General features: G+C 58.5%; 17 protein-coding genes. 15 read left to right on the top strand and 2 right to left on the bottom strand.

Annotated features, from left to right (window positions below):
• Positions 1-55 precede the first annotated feature (55 nt).
• From QUV35_RS12940 to QUV35_RS13005, 14 genes are all read left to right on the top strand, one after another.
• Entirely contained in the window at positions 56-3484 is a 3429-nt protein-coding gene (locus QUV35_RS12940) for a TM0106 family RecB-like putative nuclease (protein WP_300874595.1), read from the top strand.
• Between the two features lie 16 nt (positions 3485-3500).
• Positions 3501-5414 (top strand): AAA family ATPase, encoded by a 1914-nt coding sequence (locus tag QUV35_RS12945; RefSeq protein WP_300874598.1) that lies wholly within the window; start codon positions 3501-3503, stop codon positions 5412-5414.
• A gap of 4 nt (positions 5415-5418) precedes the next feature.
• Positions 5419-6813, top strand: a complete 1395-nt coding sequence (locus tag QUV35_RS12950; protein ID WP_300874601.1) for an McrC family protein — start codon at positions 5419-5421, stop codon at positions 6811-6813.
• Positions 6814-6842: 29 nt separating this feature from the next.
• Positions 6843-8045, top strand: a complete 1203-nt coding sequence (locus QUV35_RS12955) for a hypothetical protein (RefSeq protein ID WP_300874605.1) — start codon at positions 6843-6845, stop codon at positions 8043-8045.
• A 262-nt stretch (positions 8046-8307) separates the two neighbouring features.
• A complete protein-coding gene (locus tag QUV35_RS12960) occupies positions 8308-9687 on the top strand; it encodes a hypothetical protein (protein WP_300874607.1) in 1380 nt (459 codons plus the stop codon).
• A gap of 615 nt (positions 9688-10302) precedes the next feature.
• A complete protein-coding gene (locus tag QUV35_RS12965) occupies positions 10303-11541 on the top strand; it encodes a hypothetical protein (protein ID WP_300874610.1) in 1239 nt (412 codons plus the stop codon).
• A gap of 47 nt (positions 11542-11588) precedes the next feature.
• The gene (locus QUV35_RS12970; RefSeq protein ID WP_300874612.1) at positions 11589-12206 is read left to right on the top strand and encodes a hypothetical protein; all 618 of its coding nucleotides are present in this window, start codon (positions 11589-11591) and stop codon (positions 12204-12206) included.
• Positions 12207-12222: 16 nt separating this feature from the next.
• Positions 12223-13338 (top strand): hypothetical protein, encoded by a 1116-nt coding sequence (locus tag QUV35_RS12975; protein ID WP_300874615.1) that lies wholly within the window; start codon positions 12223-12225, stop codon positions 13336-13338.
• A 10-nt stretch (positions 13339-13348) separates the two neighbouring features.
• Positions 13349-14545, top strand: coding sequence for a hypothetical protein (locus QUV35_RS12980; RefSeq protein WP_300874618.1), 1197 nt, complete (start codon positions 13349-13351; stop codon positions 14543-14545).
• Positions 14532-15221: a hypothetical protein gene (locus QUV35_RS12985; protein ID WP_300874621.1), complete on the top strand. Its 690-nt coding sequence runs from the start codon at positions 14532-14534 to the stop codon at positions 15219-15221. Before QUV35_RS12980 ends, QUV35_RS12985 begins: the two co-directional genes overlap by 14 nt.
• A 19-nt stretch (positions 15222-15240) precedes the next feature.
• Positions 15241-15618, top strand: a complete 378-nt coding sequence (locus tag QUV35_RS12990) for a hypothetical protein (protein ID WP_300874624.1) — start codon at positions 15241-15243, stop codon at positions 15616-15618.
• A gap of 42 nt (positions 15619-15660) precedes the next feature.
• Entirely contained in the window at positions 15661-15909 is a 249-nt protein-coding gene (locus QUV35_RS12995; protein WP_300874626.1) for a hypothetical protein, read from the top strand.
• A gap of 50 nt (positions 15910-15959) precedes the next feature.
• Positions 15960-16298: a hypothetical protein gene (locus QUV35_RS13000; protein WP_300874629.1), complete on the top strand. Its 339-nt coding sequence runs from the start codon at positions 15960-15962 to the stop codon at positions 16296-16298.
• 10 nt (positions 16299-16308) lie between these two features.
• Positions 16309-17064, top strand: a complete 756-nt coding sequence (locus QUV35_RS13005) for a hypothetical protein (RefSeq protein ID WP_300874631.1) — start codon at positions 16309-16311, stop codon at positions 17062-17064.
• A gap of 97 nt (positions 17065-17161) precedes the next feature.
• Here the strand turns inward: QUV35_RS13005 and QUV35_RS13010 are convergent, their stop codons facing one another.
• Both QUV35_RS13010 and QUV35_RS13015 read right to left on the bottom strand, forming a co-directional pair.
• Positions 17162-17575 (bottom strand): type II toxin-antitoxin system HicB family antitoxin, encoded by a 414-nt coding sequence (locus QUV35_RS13010; RefSeq protein ID WP_300874634.1) that lies wholly within the window; start codon positions 17573-17575, stop codon positions 17162-17164.
• Positions 17576-17587: 12 nt separating this feature from the next.
• Entirely contained in the window at positions 17588-17767 is a 180-nt protein-coding gene (locus tag QUV35_RS13015; protein ID WP_300874636.1) for a type II toxin-antitoxin system HicA family toxin, read from the bottom strand.
• Positions 17768-18018: 251 nt separating this feature from the next.
• On the opposite strand from QUV35_RS13015, the gene QUV35_RS13020 reads away from it, so the two are divergent.
• Positions 18019-18513 (top strand): hypothetical protein, encoded by a 495-nt coding sequence (locus QUV35_RS13020; protein ID WP_300874639.1) that lies wholly within the window; start codon positions 18019-18021, stop codon positions 18511-18513.
• The last annotated feature ends 32 nt before the right edge of the window (positions 18514-18545 follow it).

Consider the following 18545-nt stretch of genomic DNA (forward strand, 5'->3'; position numbering starts at 1 on the left):
TTCAACAGTCACTGCCTTCTGAGGAACGACAGCCTGCCCGGCTGACGCCATTGCCATGCAGCGACGCCACGACCGGGATCTCTTTTCAGCGACTGATGTGGTTGCATTCTTGGGATGCAAACACCGAACCACACTGGACTTGAGAAGGCTGGCGGGCTGGAGCGCAGAACCTGCGCCGGTTGATGCGGCCATGGCTCTGGTGCAAACCTTTGGCGACCGGCATGAGCGAGGCTACCTCCAGACCCTGAAGGGTCAAGGCCTGCAGGTGGTCGAGATCGACAAAACCTCGCCGCTTGAAGAGCAGGTTGCGGCCACCCGCCAGGCTATGCGTGCCGGTGCCGAGGTGATCTTTCAGGCCGCCTTGTTGCAGGCACCTTTCCTGGGCTACGCCGACTTCCTGTTCAGAGTGGATGGTCCATCGCATCTGGGTCAACACCACTACGAGGTTGCAGACACCAAACTGGCCAAGTCCAACCGCGCCAAGTTTTTGGTGCAGCTTTGTTTCTACGCCACCCTGCTCGAACACGAGCAAGGCGTTCTTCCAAAGCGGTTGCATGTGGTGCTCGGCGAATTGGATGCTGCGGGCAAACGTCGACGCGGCTTGGCCCCGCACGAAGCGAACACCGCTCAATTGCCCACCAGCGACTACATCCACCATGCGCAGCGGATCATCCACGACTTTGCAGCATTTGTTCACCAACCGCCTGCCACAACACCCCTGCCCTGCTCGGCCTGCGGTTCATGCGGCTGGCGCAACCACTGCCAGCAAGAGTGGGTCGCGCAAGACCATGTGTGCCTGGTGGCCAACATTCGCCGCGACCAAATCGGCAAACTGGGCAAAGCGGGCATCACCACCCAGCAGGGCCTGGCCGCCTGCACTGGCAGGGTCTCGGGCATTGGCGTTCTGGAGAAGCTCAAAATCCAGGCAGATCTTCAAATCGCGCCGATCGACGCCCACGGTCAACGCCGCGTACATCCTCTCGAACCGGCCGACGCAGCGACAGGCCGCGACAAGCCCAAGGGCTTTGCCCTGTTGCCCGAGCCCGACGCGGGCGATCTTTACTTCGACATGGAGGGCTTCCCGCACGAAACGGGTGGACTCGAATACCTGTTTGGTGTGGGCCTCATCGAGCCACCCGCAGCCACCCACCAAGCCGCCCAGCTGACGTTCGCACCCTTTTGGGCGCACAACCGCAGAGAAGAAAAGGCAGCCTTCGAAGCCTTCATGGACTTTGTGGAAGCGCACCTGCGCAAACACCCCAAAGCGCACATCTACCACTACGCAGCCTACGAAAAAACAGCCATTCAGCGGCTCTCGAGCGTGCACGACACACGCACCGAACTGCGCGACCGTTTGCTGCGCGAAGGGCGGCTGGTGGATTTGTACCGCGTGGTCGGCGGTGGCCTGGTTCTGGCTGTGCCCAGCTACTCCATCAAACAGGTGGAGGCGTATTACCGGGGCGCGCGTGCTGGTGCGGTGGCCAACGCCGGGGACAGCATCGTCAAGTACGAGGCCTTTCGCCAAACCAGCGATGCCAAGGAACAAGCCCTCCTGCTGGCCGACATCGCCGCCTACAACCGGGACGACGTTGAATCCACCTGGCAACTGCACCAGTGGCTGGAGCGGTTGCGTCCCGCTGGCACCCCGCGCTTTGAGCCGGCCACAGGAACCATCGAAGAGCAGCCCAGAAACGACGCCCAACGCCATCGGGAAGCGCAAGAAGCCGCAGCGCGCGCCGCCCTGAGCGCCTGGACCCAACAACACCCCCCCGAGCAGCGAGCGAGCGCCAACAGAATCGCCGAACTGCTTGGGCAATTGTTGGGCTTTTACTGGCGCTGTGCCCTGCCCGGCATCTGGCGCCAGTACCAACGCCTGGCCAGCGAAGAAGCCGAGTTGCTGGAGGACATGGAGTGCCTGGCCCTGTTGACTCACACAGGGGCCGTCACACCCGAGGCACGCAGCTGGCGTTATGCCTACCAGGTGCCCGAACAAGAGAGCAAACTGTTCACCGGCGCCACCGTTGCCTGCCTGACCGATGGCCTGCCCGTGGCGAATTTTGTGTACGACCCAGACCGGCAGGAAGCCACGTTCACCCGAGGCGTTCGCCAGCCCGCCCCACCCGCCACCCTCACGCTGTGTCTGGCGGATCTTTACCCGGACGCGCCCAAGCTGAACGCCATCCATGCGTTCATCCATCGGCTGAGCGGAGGCCTCGAGACGGGTGGCCCCTTGCTGAAACTGCTCGGCCAGCAAGCACCCCGGCTGGCCGGCCAACCAGCTGACGAAAGCATTCTGAGCGAACCACCCACGCCGCAAGCCGTGCTTACAGCGGTGCGCCGACTCGACAACAGCCACCTGGTGATCCAGGGCCCACCCGGCTCCGGCAAAACCACCACGGCTGCGCATGTGATCGCAGCCCTGCTGGCCGACGGAAAAACCGTTGCCATCACAGCCAACAGCCATGCCGTCATCAACCATCTGCTGGGCGCTGCATTTGAGCGGACCCAAGCCGCCAACACCCCTGTGCAGGCGGTGGTGGTGAAAGCCGACGACGCCCTGCCACGGGGTATTCAAGTTATCAGGGATGACGAGCTGGACTCCAGCAAACACCGCCTGGCCGGGGGCACCACCTGGTTGTTCTGTCGGCCGGCGCAAACGCAACAATGGGACTACCTGTTCATTGACGAGGCGAGCCAACTGTCATTGGCTGACGCAGTGGCGGCAGGCAGCTGCGCGCGCAACATCGTGCTGCTGGGCGACCAGATGCAACTGCCGCAACCCACCGAGGGCATTCACCCCGGCGACAGCGGCCTGTCGGTGCTGGACTACCTGATGCAAGCCCATGCCACGGTGCCTGCCCATCAAGGCATCTTTCTGGCCACCACCCACCGCATGCACCCGAAGATTTGCAGTCCCATTTCAGAGGGTGTGTACGAAGGCCGCCTCAGCTCGGCCCCGGCATGCGCCAGGCAAGGGCTGGTGTTGCAGGCCAACGCCGACCCCACCCTCGCCCCCCAGGGTGTCGTTTACGTGGCGGTGCCCCATGAGCACCGCAGCCAGTCGGCCCCTGAAGAAGCGACCCGCATCAAACAGCTGTTTGACAGCCTGCTTCAGCAGCAGTGGACCGACCGAAACGGACAAACCCGCCCCGTCACCCCAAAAGACATTCTGGTGGTCGCCCCTTACAACGCCCAGGTTCGCACGCTGCGCCTTGCATTGGGCAAGGACGCCCGCGTGGGCACGGTGGACAAGTTCCAAGGACAAGAAGCCGCCGTGGTCATCGTCTCCATGACCACCTCCGATGCCGACAACCTGCCCCGCAGCATCGACTTTCTGTTCAGCAAAAACCGGCTGAATGTTGCTGTGTCGCGGGCGAAATGCCTGGCCATTGTGGTGGCGTCACCGGGATTGCAGGGGATTGAATGCAACACGGTTGAGGAAATGGGGATGTTGAGTTTTTATGCGCGGATTCTGAGTAGTTAACCTTTTGGAGATAAATATGACCTTGTGGACCGATCAACTCCCGAATGATTTTGAAAGACCGTGGCAGGAGACCGAGCTTGCTCATGGGCGAGCTGCAAACTGGATTAGGTTCTTCTTGGATTACTCACAGAATAATATTGATGCCAATAATCATTTCAAAAGTAAATTTTTTGGCTCAGAGCAGCTTCAACGTGTTATCGACACCGGCTTGACTCAAGATTCTCTGTTCGAGATGGCCCGAAAAATTGCAAGTAAGCTACTCGAATTGACACCGAGCGCTGCAACAACCAATTCAGGGTATGACAATAGCGCCTGGCCCGAAGGGCCACCGATTTATTTTTTTGGTCGGGCCCAAAGGAGATTCCGTGCACCCTCATGCGGGTTAGTTTATGGAGCGTACGGAAATCAGGCCTCCAATTTTTATATTGTCTACAGAGAAAGTAAAGAAGTTATATTTAATACACAGGCAACCTCGGATGGCCATATTGGACCAATAACTCCGAATGGAGGGACATGGAAAATAATTTTGCCACCGATTTCGATTGATGCACAAGGAAGCATTGCATTTGAAGGCCCGCCTGAAGTATTACACCATTCACTCACTACTTGGCTGACAGATTTTTTATCCTCATTGGAAAATCATATCCAGCATGCACTACACCACGAAAGCATATTGAACGCAGTCAGACCGGACGGAGTGCCGAGCGTAAGCCCGATTTACCCAAAGCTTATTAGCCATATAAATATCGGTGATGGTCTCGTCGGCCCCATTGATCCAGCAAATCCGGTAAATCCCCTTAATTCGATTCTCTTTGGCCCTCCTGGAACTGGAAAAACTTATCGCAGCACTGTCAAAAGCCTTCATTTGTTAGGCCTACAAGACGGTTCAGGAAACACTCATCAGAAGTTTTTCAAGGCCTGCAAAGAGGGGGATATCGTTTTCACCACGTTTCATCAAAGCTATTCGTACGAAGACTTTATTGAAGGCATTCGCGTCAACACCAATGAACTCAAGGAAGTTGAATACAAAATCAGAAATGGAATATTTAAACGTATTGCCAGAAAAGCGCTTTTTCATAAGGCAGCATACGCTGCAGGGTTTGGCGCTACTAGTGGTATTGATCAGTTTGCAGATCTTTACAGCGAAACTTTAGATGAGAGCTTAACATCCAGCAGCGAAATTTTTGAAAAAATAGAAGGTGCCAGGCGAATTCTACAAAAAATTGAACAGTGGAAATCCAACCCTCTTGACGCCACGGTGAGTGACGCCGATGAACAGGCTGAGAAGGAGCGCGTGTTCGTTCTAATCGTCGATGAAATTAATCGCGGCAATATCTCGAAAATATTTGGAGAGCTGATCACGCTGATTGAAGACAACAAACGCTTGGGCAGTCAGGACGTGTTGTCTGTAACGCTGCCGTATTCAGGCGAGCAATTCTTCGTACCCGACAACTTGTATATCGTGGGCACCATGAACACGGCCGACCGCTCATTGGCCGCGCTGGACGTGGCATTGCGGCGACGCTTTGTGTTCGAAGAAATGATGCCAGATTTTGGAATGGCCAGTCCTATCTCTGCAGTCAATGTCCCTGGAGTCAACGTTCGCGCCTGGATGATCAAGGTCAACCAAAGAATCCAGGCTGAACGCGGTCGGGAGTTCACGATAGGACACGCTTTTTTCATGCCTCTCACGGCCACGCCCACAATGAACGAGTTGGCGTCGATCATGAAACTAAAAATTTTGCCTTTGCTGGAAGAGTACTTCTTCGACGACTGGGATGGTATCCGCTATGTGCTGGATGAAAATGACACAACTCCACCGAATCAACGCTTTGTAGAAGTGACGTCTGTTGTGGGCCGGAGTGGTAATCACATCACCATTTTCGGGTGGAATGAAGCTGCCCTGTCCGAGCCTGCCGCATACCGCTAACACGGTGTTGCAAGCCATGTACCAAGTATGTGAATACGGCTACCTTTTGCGGGATGGAGATCCAAACCCGCCCCCACCCGCAAACGACAACTTGCTGTCATGCCCATTGCCCGCAGCCTTTTGGGACAGCCTGGAGAAACTGGTCGAAGAGGAAGACACAGACACCCGAGGCGTCGTCTACCGTGCTGCACCGGGTCCTGGCAGGCAGCCCAGGCTCAGGGTCAAGAACCACATTGGCGTGTTGGCCACGGCCGAGGGTTCGCTGGAAATACTGCCCAAACTGGGTCGCAACGGGGGCACCAGCCTGCCCCGCCTGCGCCAAGTGGTGGGACACATGCTTGACACTGTCCCGGACATGCCGTTTCGCGGGATTGGCGAAGCATCGCAGGGCGTGCACAACGACACCCTCTTTGAATGGTTTCTCTTGCGGTTCTTGCAGCGGATGTCCAAGCTGGTCGCGCGTGGCCTGCGCTCGTCCTACGAGACCCTCGAAGACAACCTTCCGGTTCTGCGAGGGCGCCTTCAACTGCAGCAGCATCTTCAGCGCAACGCGGCCAACCAGGCGAAGCTGTACGTGCGCTTTGACGAGTTCACAGCCAATCGGCCCGAAAACCGCCTGATCCACGCCGCGCTCGACGTGGCATGGCGACGCAGCCGGAACACCGACCACAAAAGACGAGCGGGGGAACTGATGCTCTCTTTCTCAGACATTCCAAAGTCCTCTCCGGGCGAGCAGCCCTCGGACTTCAAGGCATGGCGCAAAGAACGCGGGGCATCGCACTACCGGGACATCGAATCGTGGTGCAAAGCCTTGCTGCGCCCCTTTTCACCGGTGCCCGCACAGGGCGCACATCGCTTTGACAGCTTTCTTTTCCCTGCTGAAAAGCTGTTTGAAGCCTACGTGGCCGAACGCCTTCGGTTGGCCGTACAAGGAACCGGCATCACCATCCAAACCCAAGGGCGAGAGAAATCACTCTTTACCCAACAAAGCGGCCCCTTCAACAGCTCCTATCAAATGCGCCCGGACATCGTGATTCAGCAAGACGATGCGATCGTGATTTGCGATACCAAATGGAAGCTTTACGAAGGCGATCAGGCGAAGATATCACAAGCAGATCTGTACCAGATGTTCGCCTATGCCAACTACTGGAAAGGACCAAACTCCACCGTGCAGTTGGCAATCATCACACCGCCTTCGGCAGGTCTTGTTTGTGCATCGGGTCCGCACATTTACGAAGGTGGCAATCAACCGTTTGAATTGTGGGTGTTGCCGTATGACCTATTGCTTCAGAATGGGATATTCCTATCATCACCAACACCGGTCGTTCTACCGCCAGGATTGCTGGGAAGCGTCCTCCGACTTCATGTAAAGAAGCACCAAAAGGACTCTCCCGCCTAGGCTAATTTTAATCACAAAAAGAAACTTCAATGCCCTCACTTCACAACGTTGCCGCCGCACTGGATCATTTATGCAGAAATACCGATCAATTTAAGTCATCAGAACTGCGCAAATTCCTTCAGAGAGATTTCGAGAATATACCGCCAACCCTTTTGAGCGCCAGAATACAGCGTCATTTAAAGTCACTGTGCGACGCAGGCATTATCAGACTCATTGAAACGAATCAAAAGCATAACAGAAGCTATCAAATACTCAATCGAATTGGCCTTAGAAACATCCTCGATCGAGAAACGCCCGGCATCCAACGCGAAGTGCGGTTTACTCGTGAAGGCGATTTTGATCGACAACATCACTGGGCCAATGATCCATTAGGCACTGATTTCATTGATGGCTTGGATCCAGAAGATGGAATGACAGAAGAAGAAGCCAGCGAATGGGACAAGAAAATTGATCACTGGGCTCAACGCGGAGACGAATCACCCTTAAGAGATACTTGGAATACACTTCCCTTAGGAGAACCGGGAGGGTGCTGCGAAAGACTTTTTGTGGACGTTCGCAGCACTTTGATGACTCAACCAATGTTTCAAAGAACTATCAATCATCTGGCTCTTTGCACTCAAACGAAGTTGGTTGTCTTCCATGTTGGAGGCGATATCGGCTATTTAGACTGGATGAGGGCACTTTTGGTCAAGCTACCCGTGATGCATCTGTTGGCCCCGAAGACCAGATTCGCAACTCGAGTGGCCAGTGGTTGGAGTCCGCGACAGGGTCAAAGACCTGATCTTTGGCAAGGGGCCATCTTACAGATACAGACCGATAACAAAGCTTCAATTTCCAATCCCTTGGTTCGATCTATCTTCAAGCATAGAATCTGGCTACTTGAGGAGCTTGGCATGCTTAAAAATGATTGTCATTACTTAAATAAAATAATAGATCATCCAGCGAACCCCGAATATGGGTCCGCTGTGAGTTTTGGGTGCTTCGCTGATGCATGGACTAGCCCGTGGCAATCGCGTCTGTATCTTGATGACAATGTCAAGGGAATCGAAAAATATCCACTCGGATTTTATTTGAAGATGAAATTGCTTCGAAAGGATAGTCCACCTACTGATGAATTCCAAAATGGCAGAAGCTCTACAAGAGCATGGATTGCTAAAAATAGAGCCGCATTTTTAATGGATCCCTATTTATGGATAGATAGCGAGCAACTTCCTAATCGCCGACCAAGATAACTGGGGCAAATTCGCCACAATACAATGCCCTCCCTGATATGTTGGTATATTGGCCTTGATTCCTCGACCGCATCACTTTGAAGAATGTTTTTACTGATGCAAACTAGAACAATTGAGTTGATTTGCGGACTGCATTCGTCTGTGATGGTCCTTGAATGCCGGGCCCAGGAAAATTCAGCAATGGAAAGCCCAAAGGCAATGCATTAAAGAAAGACAATGGCTCCACTGAAGATGCTCAAATGTTCTGTAAAAAAAGTTTGAAATGAACCTCTCACATTTGGTTGAAGTACTCAATTCGGTCAAGGCACACGACCATGGATTTGAGAGTCTGAATCCGTGTTTCTGGGATCAAACCATGTTCACGCGTGAATTCCACAGATCGTTGGTCAGATTTCATTGGTCCGCAGCCATGTTCGTTCCAGGCGACTGTTTGGATGACAGGCTTTACATGGAAATGTTGCTAAGCGATCCCAACTCTCTGCAGCTCGTGCCCGAAGACAGGATGAGAAATGTCCTGGCTGCCGTTTTTATAAATCCACAGGCAAGGATAGCTGAGATTGTTAGGCTACGACCTCAGGCATTGCCACTCGTTCCTGAACGACTGCGGCGCAATATACTATTGCAGTGCATTGTCGATGAACCAGACGCCGTGCAAGATCTTCTTGCGACTATACCGAGTGATTATCTCGACTACGACGTATGTCTGTTAGCAATACAGGTCAGTCACTTCAGCGAAACGGTGTTGGAATGCATTCCATCGATTCATCGTACTCGGGAGATATGCAAGATTTTTATCGAAAAGTCTGATAGCTGGCTTGAACATCTTCCAAGTGAACTTCGGTCCGATAACATGTGCTTGGAGATGGCATTGGTGGGCCATGCTTCGATCGATCTGGTACCACAACACCTTCGAACGCAAGAGGTCTACGAGCGCGTTCACTTTAGAAGCTTGGCGGAAATTCCCGCAGATTGTCGAAGCGACGCTATTTGTTCAAAAGCAGTGAGATGGAATGGTGACAATATCGCCTTTGTTCCAAAAGATATCATGACCGATGAGATGATCCTCCAAGCGGTGATGAGGACTGGAACAGCTCTAAGGTTGATTCCTCCAGAAAGGATGCTGAATCCTGCAGTTGTAGCAACCGCTCTAAGTTCTGACCCGGCTGCAGCTGTGTGGGCTCCAGAGGAGTCGCGAAATAGCCAAGCATTTCGGATTGCTGCCGAAAGGCTGATTGGAAGAATGGGCGAAATTCCGGATGCCCAGCTCAGCGAAGGTTTCATACAAGCCATCGTTGCAGCTGATGGCAGACTGTTGATCGAGGTTCCCTTGCGCTATCATACGCCAGAGATCTGCGAGATCGCGTTTCGCGACAAGCGACTATTACTCTCCAAATTTCCAGATGAAAAAAAGAGCCGTGGAGCATGCCTGGCCTCAGTGCGCGTCTCATGGCGCAGCCTTCGCAGGGTTCCTATTAGTCATCTTTTGGATGGCAATCAGCCCGATATCAGTGAGGCTGCCATTCTCAATGGACCCTGCGCATTCAGATATGTTCCGATCGAACATCCCATGCTCGAACATCTGCGGGCACTTGCGATCAATACCTCCGTCGGCCGAGGTTTGAACTGCGGATTTGATGATTAACAATCTTCTTGATTGCGGTCGGTGATTAATTGATCCGCCTATTGCCAGCCGCGATCTTCTTGCGCGCAGATTTAGATTTGCTTCGATGCGGATATAGACCACTCCAACGTTCGACCCTCGATTTTGGAGCTCAGAAAGGGCGTCATGCGGTGCGTTTGCGTACTCTTGACGAGTAATCGCAGTCTTTGGTCAATTGTGCCAGGCTGACAGCGATCACCCAAACAGTTTCCCAAGAACAAACCTTCCGGCGGTGGTGGACCCGTACCCTCGGATGTATCCAACTATTCACCAGTTGGTCCCGTTCCCCCCTTGCCATGCGCAGCGGGCACTGCAAGCAAGGTCCCACGTGTCACCTGGTACAGGCCCTCAGTGCATACGGTGCGACTGATGCCCTGACGAAATTCCGTCAAAACCGACAAATACGTCCAAACCGACATCTTTTGTCCTCTTCAGACGCGACCATCATTCCATGAAGTTGCTTCCGAACGGTCGGGCCCTTTGCGGACGCCTTCCGACGTGCACTACCCGGACGCCACATCAGGAAAAGCCCAGAACCTCACGCTTCACGACCTTCGACAACCAGCAACGTCTGACGATTTTGCCATTTTGACGCCCATGAGCCTGAACCGCCGTACCCTGCTGAGCACTTTGGTGGCTGGATGCCTCGCCAGCGGTGCGCCCGACGCGCTGGCCCAGGACCGCAAGGTCGTTCAGTGGGCTGGGGTGTCCCTCGCGGGGGACTTTAGCCAGTTGCCCCGGTTGATGCCGACCCTGTACGAACTGCTGACGCAAGACGCGCCCTTCCTGGAACGGTTCCGCCAGCGTGTTGCACTGACGGTCAGTCAGTCGGCATCGAGCATCCCCGGCCTTCAAATTCTCGTTGACGACCAGGTCCGCCAGGGCGACGACGCTTACGCACTGAGTTTCGTCATGGCCGGTGAGTCCATCACCGCGTACGCCATCGAGCAGACCACCTTTGTCGACTTCGTGGTGCAGGCGCTGGTGCTGGTGGGCAACGTCTCCAGGGACCCTTCGCGCCAGCGCATTGTGGCGAGCTACCCGGTGCAGGTGCGTTATCAGCACGCTTACCCCGATGGCCAGCAGCCTTCCGCAGAAGGCCGCAAAACAATCGTGGCCGCGATGCTGATGGGTCAGGCGGGAAAGGCCGATCTGGTGGCCGAGTGGCACAAGCGGCTGGGTCAACTCCGGCTGAGCGAACGCGATGTCTGGGTGGCTGTGGCACCGCTGCAGATCCTGCCGCAGGCGCGGCAGCAGGGAAATCTGTCTGACGACTTTGCAGACCGCGTCGCGTTCCGGGTGTCCTCCGCCATCGAAGGCAACATCTCTCAGGCGGCGGACATCCCGATCGTCCCAAGCACCTTTGACGGCGCGCTCACTCAACTCACGCTGAGCTTTGCCGACCGCAGCATCGTCGCCTTCCAAAAGCCCGACCCCAGCCACGTCTTGCAGGTCAGCGTGTATGCGCTGGTGACCAGTTCAGCCGAAGAGGCGATGACTCGAGAAAAGAAGTTCGCGGTGGCCTATGGAGGCGGGTTCCTGGTCGAGTACTTCTCGGTGGACCCGGACCGCCGGCGCCACCTCGAGTTGGGCATGCGCCTGCAGAAGGTGCAGTCTGTCACCTACCTGGGCACCTCGCTGAACGACCAGCGCGCGAGTGCCGCCGACATGTTCTCGCGGCTCATCGCCGGCTTTGCGCACGAGATGTCCAACAAGCTGATTCCAGCCGATGCGCTCTGGCTTGAGAACAACAAGGCCGCCAGCGAACCGCGAACGGCCACCGAACTCGCGCAGTTGGCAACCGCCAAGCTGCCCACCCGCCGCAGGCCCGACTGAGGCAAACGGTAGCCCCTGCTTTCTTCAACGTCACACCAAGGACCCCCATGAAAAACTCCAAACGCAACTTCACCCTCGGCCTGTTGAGCGCCGCCACCCTGCCCGCCTGGGCACAGTTCGGCCTGCCGGGCCTCGGCGGTGGCGCAAAGTCCTCGGGCGGTGGAGATCCGACCAAGATCGAGGCCGACCTCAAAAGCATCACAGACACGACCGCCATGGCGGTGAACAAGCTGGCCGAGGCCCTGGGCCTGACGGAAACGGCCGCCAAGGCAAAGGGCACCTCCGAAGACATCAAGTCCGGCAAGCTGGGCCTGGCCGACGCCACCAGCATGGTCACCGAGATCAGCGCATCGGTGAAAGCCGAGATGGAAAAGAAGCAAAAGGAAGGCACCAAGCTGGATGCCGCCGCCGGCGCCGTGGCCGCCGAAGCGCTCTTGCCGGCCATCTCAGCGTTTCCACTGTGGAAGAGCGTGGCCGATGGCGTCAAGTCGCTCGACCGCAGCGCGCTGATGAGCGCCGCGTCGCTGGCCCAGGCCGCCTCCAAAGTGCCGGCGGCTGCTAAGGGCACTTTGGACATGACCCAGGCGGCAATCGCCTACCTGAGCTTCAGCGGTACGGACGTCACCTCCGTCAAGCAGAAGGCTGAAAGCACCCTCAAGTTCTGAACGCGTGAATGCCCCCATGAAAAAATTGAATTGCTGGACCACCTGGTCGTGCCTGCTGCTCACGCTGTGCGGGCCGGCGGCGGCGCAGATGTTTGAGGTGCGCGACCGCGTCACCATGGATGTTCCCAAAGCGCTGTTCAGCAGTTCGCCGTCAGCCGAACTCAAGGCCGAAGCGCGCAAACAGGCGGTGGACCGGGCCTGGCGGCGCTACATGGCGCAGAACTTCTCGGGGGCCCGCGCGCAACAGGCGATGGACAACGAGGCCGCGTTGCGCAGCATGGCCGACCAGTTCTGCAGCTTCAATTTCGCCGACGAGCGCTTCGACAAGGACGCCGGCCAGTTCAGCCTGGAAGTGCGCGGCTCCTGCGATCAGCGCGCGATCGACGCGGCCTTCAACCGCCTGTTCCGCACCACCACGCAGCAGGCCGGGGGTGGCGGGCGGGCCCGCGGTCCGCTGGTGGGCTTTGTTTTTCTGGCCCGGCGGGCCGCAGCAGAGACCAACGAGCGGGAGTCGGCCCTCACGCTGTCCACCAGCGCAACAGAAGGGTCTTCGGACAACCAGCAAAGCGGCCGCCGGGCCAGCGCGGGTTCCAGCACCGAGCAGGCCTCGGTCACCCAGCGTGCGAACGCCTCGACCACCACGACAGACGCGGTGTACCGCTACGAGGTGGAAGCCACGGACGACGCCATGACATCGGTGGCCAACTCGTTGCAGAGCAACGGCTTTCGTGTGTCGCGTTACCCGGACCTGGTCACACAATGCCCGGGGCCCAGCATGGGAGACCTGAGCAAGCGCTACGCGGACATGAGCGTGAACACGGCCTGGAACCCCAAAGACACCAAGGGCATGTACGACGCCGCCCGGCAGTGCCGCCTGCCCTACTTCGCGTTCGGCTTGATGGAGGTGCTCAAGGCGCGCCAGGTGGGTCTGAGCGCGTTCGAAGTCGTGGTGTCGCTCAACGTCAAGGTGAGTGACTTGAGCGAACCACTGGCGGTGGAGTGTGCGTCGATGAGCAAACAGTTCTCGGGGCGCGGCGCCGACCGGCTGGAAGCCGCGCGCAGCGCTTTGAAGATCACGGGTGAAGAAGGCAGCCGCGAGTTGATCGACATCATCCGCAGCAACTGCCTCTGATCGGAACACCATGACGCATCGGGTCTTTTCGTGGTGGCTGCTGATCGGTTTGTGGGTTGGCGCTGCCGCCCACGCACAGAGCATCGTGATCGTCACCGTGTTGTCCCACGGCCAGGGCTTGACCGAGGCGGCGGCCATCAAGGACGCCGTGATCGAAGCGGTGGGCCGTGTGTCTGGCGAGCGCATCCAGGCGCAGACGGTGACCCAGACAAAGTCGGTCGAGTCGACGTCGGGGGCGTCGGAGCACTCGGCCAGCCACCAGCAGCGCATCGACAGCCTGATCCGTGGCGTGGTGAAGTCTTCGCGCACGCTGAACGTCGCACGCGACCCGGTGGCGGGCCTCTTCAAGGCCGAGGTGGAGGTCGGGGTGGCAAGCTTTCGCCAGTCGGAGCAACTTCAGCGCGTGAAGCTCACCGTCGTGATGGGCTCACAAGGCTTGCCGCGCGCCTTAAGCAACGACCGGGGCGCCTTCACCCAGGCTTTGCTCAATGGCGCGTCGGACCAGCTGGTGGGCTCGCGCAAGTTCGCCGTGCTCGACCGCCAGCAACAGGGCGCAGCCCAAAGTGAATTCAACCGCATCACCTCGGGTGGCGCGCCGGTCGAGAACTATGTGCGGATGCAGTCGGCAGCCATCGCCGACTTCCTGATCGTGGTCGACGTGAGCGACTTCGCGCCCGGCAAGTCGGTGCTCGGGTCGGACCGCGCCAAGGCTTCGGCGCGTGCTGTCGTGTACGACTACACCTCGGGGCAGATCCGCCAGGCGGTGACAGCCACAGCCTTGCGGGTCCTGCGCGATGGGTCCACGGCGGACCTGGCCACGCAGCTGGGGGCGGACCTGGCCGAGCAGATCATCAACAACGTTTTTCCGGCCCGCGTGATCGCGTTCGAGAACGGAAACCCCGTGATCAACGCCGGTTTTGGACAGTTTGAGGCCGGTGATCCGGTCGAGCTGATGCGCCAGGGCCCGGTCTTGCGAGACCCCTACACCAAGGAAAGTCTGGGCCATGCCGAAACACTCGCTGCCCGCGGAACGATCGAGACTGTGATGCCCAGGACAGCGGTGATCCGCCTGCTTGACGGCCAGGAGCTGCTCGCCCTCAAGGGCGTTGCCTACGTCGTGCGCCGCAGCGTTGCGCCACCTGCACCCCTCACCCCCGACACCCCTTCCATTTCTGTTCGCAAAGGAAACAAACATGATGACTGGTAAAACCCGATTCCGGCAGGGACTCTCAGCGCTGGCGCTGATGGCTTGCACCACACAGGCATTCGCACAGGCCGGCCCGGAGAAACAGGAGTGGATCGCCATGGACCGCCCCGGCGACGGCGTGGCCGAGGTGGTGCTGCCCGACGGCACAACACCCATGGCCTGTCGCCTTGAGATCAGTGTGAAGGGCGGGGCCGGTTGCACCAAGGTGATGTGCAAGGGCGAGCAGGTGATCATGACGGGCAGCCCGCAGAGCATTCTGGCGGCCAAAAAGATTGCCCTGAGCCAGGCCAAGGCGTATTACACGCACTTCCTGCAGGAAGAGATCAACAGCAAGCGGGTCACAGACACGATCGAGGCGGCGATTGCGAACGAAGGTGGCCCCGCCCCGGGAACGCAGGCCTCCAACGGTTACACCAGTTCGGCCACCATCCGTGAGCAAGCCACGGCGCTCATCAAGGGGTTCTCGGTGATCGAGGACGGATTTTACAAGCTGGGCAACGGGTCGGTGGCCTACGCCATCGGCGGTGTCTCGTGCCTCACCCAGCGAGGCGCCGACAACCTCAGCGCGGGCAACCGCCGCGACAACGCCACCCCCGCTGCTGGCTTTCAAAGCGGCACCGCAGCGGACGCTGCCGTGACACCGACCCGCCGGCGCGCCGGTGCCGACCAGATGTGAACGGCACGCGGGCGCACCCATGATCGTCAATTTCGCCCGTGTGCTGCGAGTGATGGGCTTGGCTGTGCAGGGGCTGGCTCTGCTGGGCACGGGCTCCGTTCTGGCGCAGGCGTCCGACCGGCTGTGCGCCGAGCTCGACAACGTGCGCCCGGGCGAATTCCTCCACGGACAGACCGATCTTCACCTGACCACGTCCACATTGCGCCCCTTGCAGGAGCCCGCTTCGGTGGGCCGCTCCATCGTGAAAGGTGCGATGGCGCGGCGGCTTTCCCACGAGCTTGAGAGTGGCCCCGTGGGGTGGTCGGGCGCCCTGCTCGTTGGACCCGTGCTGTGCGGCCCCTTCCACGCCTACCAGGTCCAGGTCAACCCATTGACGGTGCGGCTGTCGCCGCCCTGATCTTCCATAACGCTCTCCAGCAGCAGAAAGACACCCCTCTCCATGAGACTCATCATCGGTATCGTCATCGGCGTTCTCATCGTTTTCAACTGGTCAACGATCCGGGCCTTGTTCGACGCCTCGTTGGCCAGCCAGTCGGGCGGCCAGGTCGAAGCCACACAGCCCGCAGCAGCAAGCCCGTCGGTAGCCCCTGCAGCAACCCCACCCGCCCAGCCGTTGCCACCAGCGCAACCCGCCAGCTTGTCGGACATGGTGGAGCAGCAACTCAAAAACGCCGCCGAGCGCAAGTGAGGCTCGACCGCAATCGCGCGGAGTCACCACCCCTTTGAGCATGAAGCCCCATGAACACTTTTGAGACGCTGCACGACCTGAGCATCGAACTTCTGACGGCGCGCCCTGGCAGCGCGCTCGGGCGCCTGACCGTTCACCACGGTCACGGAACCGAAGAGGCCGAGGCGATCGTCAGAGCAGCGGTCCTGACGCGGGAGATGCCCTCGGAATCACCAACCACCCGGTGGTGCATACTGCGTGTCTTCATGCGCAACCTGGTCAACCGCAGCCAGGCGCCGGGCATTGAGGCTGGAGGCCTTGATCCGCGCCGCGGTTGCCCCTGCACCAACGGCTGGGCTGCAGACATCCGCCCCCTTGGGGGCACATCAGACTGCAACACGTTTTATTGAGGATGGCAACATGATGATGGCGGAAACGTTGCCCGTGTGGCTGCAGGACTGGGCACCTGGACGACCGATCCACGCGAGTGACTTTTTTGCCGCCCGGGTGGTGTTTTATCCGGGCAGCGGTACCGACGGACAGCCGGTGAAGTACTTCGTTGCGAAACATGTCGCTCACAGCTTCGTCTTTGCTGACTATGGCATCACAAAAAATGAAGTTTTGCGAGAGTTGGAACCCACAGGACACCCTTTTGAAGGGTACGAGAGCGTCGGATACACCGAAGTTCAGGAGCAAGACCTGACACCATCCGGGTGGATTCCCCACATCCATCCGAGAAACGCACCGCGCCAATCGATCACACCCGGACAAGCGTACGCGTTCATCGCGGTCCTGGAACGCCAACCGGGCTGGGGCGGTGACCACGGGCCCAAGCGATTGGCCATCCTGTTCATCTGTGCAGACGGGGTGGCGGCCTACGACGCGCTGTTTTGCCAGCAAGAGGCACGGGCTCCGTTCGCTGTCGTGTTGCAAGACCACGGCTTTGGCGGCAACTGGACGAGGTTCGGTCGGGGCGGCGGCCTCGAGAAGGTCGCGTCCACCGCGGGACGCTTCCCGGAACTTCTGCTGGTCGCGACCAACACAGAGGCCTGGGCCAGCTATTCGGTCGTCGAGGGGACGCAAACAAAGGGCGGTGGCATGCACAACCACAGGCGACAGCTCTGGCGCCGCAATCCTCAATCGGGCGACAACCCCATCGATACAGTGCAGATTTGAGCTGGCCCGAGCTGACCCCTCCAGCAACGCTTGGCCGCCCACCCCGCAAACAGTTCCGGATTGGCCCACATCAACGGTGGGCCTTGTCCGATCCCCGTCACGCGTGTGAGGGCTGGTCCCGGCCTTCGATGGCCATGCGCGCAATGAATCCTGAGCGGGTTTCGCCGGTGCTCTTGGCCCGTGCATCAAGGCGGTGCAGCACGCGGCGCGGAAGGCTTATGTTCACGCGCTCCAGCGTGTCGTCCAGCATGGCGGGGTCAACTTTTACCAGCGCCCATGTCCAGCCTTCAAACTCGGGATGTGCTGCGCGCAGTTCTTCAACACTCGATGGCGACGGAATTGCTTGCCCATCATCAAGGGCGGCCTCAATCCAGCCAGTGATGGCGTCCTCAGCCTGAACCATGGCTTCATCCAGGGTGTCAGCTGCTGAAAAGCAGCCCGGCAGGTCGGGCACCACCACGCCCCAGGCAGTGGTGGCGGTTCCGGGTTCAATGACGATGGGATAGCGCATGGTGTGTACCTCTCAAATTCCGGCTTGCCGCCGGATGGCCTTGACCAACCCAAGCCCCAGGTCCTTCTTGGGGTGCGGAACCACCACGATGCCGGGTCGACTGGGGTGCTTGTAGATGTGGTGCGAGCCATTCACGCGGTCCAGCCGCCACCCCACACGCTGCATTTCGCGTATCAATTCGGCACTCGTCATCGGTGTGTACTATACACACTGATGGGTGCATCAGCAACTCTCCCGTGAATGGTGGTGGGTTTTGATGTCGCCGCCTTTTAAGGCTTTTCGTGGCTGGCGCGGGGGATCAAGTTCTCGGGAAGGGCAGGCGCTGGGCGCCCGATGAAGTCTTATAGCGCCAACAGGTTTGTCGGCTTCAAGGCGTTCAGCCACGAGAAGTCCATCGGCCGCGATGCTCAAGTCGTGGTGTTGAAACCATCGCAGACTGTTCCATGCCCGACGCCGACGTGCCGCTTCGGACCCTGGTGGTCGCGCTCGATGCGCCAGCTTTGGTGCGCGATGCTGAGTCGCTGGTTGATGGGAATTTCATGCGGCATGGCGGGCAGACGGTATTTGATCGGCTCGGCGTCGGTTGCCGGCCACCCGATGAGCGTGCATGGCTCGGGGCGCAAGCACGCTTTGCCGACATTGCCGCTGGCGTGGCGCAACCGCATGGCCGCGAATCGCTCTCGCAGCAGGTTTTCGTGCCTTTGTCTCCACCGCGCGCCGGTCGATCCTGCGAGATCAGGGCAGCTGAGCCGCCGCTCGGGAAGACTCGCCAAACCGCCTTGCACAACCGATTCGGCGCAGCCTGGCCGTTGAACTGCGCACAAGCTGGATCCAGCGCACAAGAACCTGTCTGGCCGCGCGCAACACGACATGTTTCGTCGCGTGATCTCGGTAGCATTTGTCTCTGCTGTGCGACCCTCAAATGGGTTGCAGCGTGACTTACAGCCTACCTGAAAAACCACCGTCCACA

Origin of the sequence: Hydrogenophaga sp., from assembly GCF_030373225.1 — a bacterium.
GTDB lineage: Bacteria > Pseudomonadota > Gammaproteobacteria > Burkholderiales > Burkholderiaceae_C > Hydrogenophaga.